This window comes from Streptomyces sp. NPDC101166, assembly GCF_044768125.1.
Lineage (GTDB): Bacteria > Actinomycetota > Actinomycetes > Streptomycetales > Streptomycetaceae > Streptomyces.
Genome location: NZ_JBIWPF010000224.1, coordinates 1 through 1,189, shown reverse-complemented (window position 1 = coordinate 1,189; position 1,189 = coordinate 1). Strand labels below are relative to the sequence as shown.

The 1,189-nt window shown below is 66.3% G+C and carries 2 protein-coding genes; one reads left to right on the top strand and one right to left on the bottom strand.

The window, feature by feature from the left end:
• Positions 1-438, top strand: a 438-nt coding sequence (locus tag ACIRS4_RS37910; protein WP_404204778.1) for a DUF6875 domain-containing protein, incomplete at its 5' end; no start/stop codon positions are given.
• A gap of 15 nt (positions 439-453) precedes the next feature.
• Here the strand turns inward: ACIRS4_RS37910 and ACIRS4_RS37905 are convergent.
• Positions 454-1,101, bottom strand: a complete 648-nt coding sequence (locus ACIRS4_RS37905) for a hypothetical protein (protein ID WP_404204776.1) — start codon at positions 1,099-1,101, stop codon at positions 454-456.
• Between the last annotated feature and the right edge of the window lie 88 nt (positions 1,102-1,189).

Sequence of the window (1,189 nt, the reverse complement as noted above, 5' to 3'; positions counted from 1 at the left end):
ATCGACCGCTCGCGGATCAGCGAGATCATCGCCGACCTGTACGACCTCTTCCCCTCCCTGCCGCCCCTGAAGGAACCCGATTCCAGACTCAAGGCCGTCCTCGCGGTGTTCCCCGACCTCACCGAGTACACCGACATCGAATCCGTTCAGCACGACCAGAAGACGAAGTTCGTCCAGCAGGGTCTGATGCTCGGGCAGTTCTATCCGGGCTGCACCGTTCCGGGGCTGCACAATCCGTCGTTCCCGGCCCTCGACGCGCCGCTGCCCATGCTCGCCATCCGCTACATGGCGCCCACCGATTTCCCGTTCCTCAACTCGCGCCACGACTGGATGGATTTCTACCTGCAGATCTTCGCCCCCGGCATCCCCAAGTTCATCGCCAGCGCCATGTCCGACAAGCTCGTCCAGACACCCGACGATCAGCAGAGCGCCAACTGATCGCTCCGAACATCGTCAGCCGGCGGCCATTTCGCGTTGCACGGTGGTGGTGATCTCGGCGGCGGTGAGGATCATGGCCACCAGGAAGTCGACGAGCTGGGCGCGGTCGATGGCCAGTTCGCCGCGCAGCCATTCGGTGAGGATCTCCAGGCCGCCGTGGGCGACCGTGCGGGCGGACAGCTCGGCGTGCAGGCCCGCGACCGCCTCCTCGCCGAGCAGCTCCCGGCCCTGGTCGAGCATGACGTTCGCGACAACATTGACGAGTTCGGTTCTGCGGTGCCGCAATTCGTCGGTGAGCTGCATGTCGATGGTGAGCCGCCGCCTGGCCGGATGGTCGGCGATGGCGGTGATCCCGGCCTCCACCACCGCGCGCAGGCGGACGCGGGTGTCGGCGGGCGCGGTGGTGATGGCGGTCATGACCGCGCCGACGACCTCGGCCAGCTGCTCGTCGGCCAGCTCGAACAGCAGCCGATCGGTGTGGCCGTAGGTCTCGTAGAAGTAGCGGTCGTTGAGACCGGCGCGGGCGCACAGGGCGCGCACCTTCAGACCCGCGATGCCCTCCTCGGCGATGGCTTCGAGGGCGGCCTCGCGCAGTCGTTCGCGGCGCTGGTTCCGGCGTTCGTCCGCGCTGAGCCCGGCGTAGCGCCCACGAGGTGTTTCCACGGTTTCGCCCTGTCTCTTGCCATGCCCCCACAGTTTGGTGAAGACTATCACCAAAGTTCTGGTGACATCCTTCACCAGAAACTCAGTG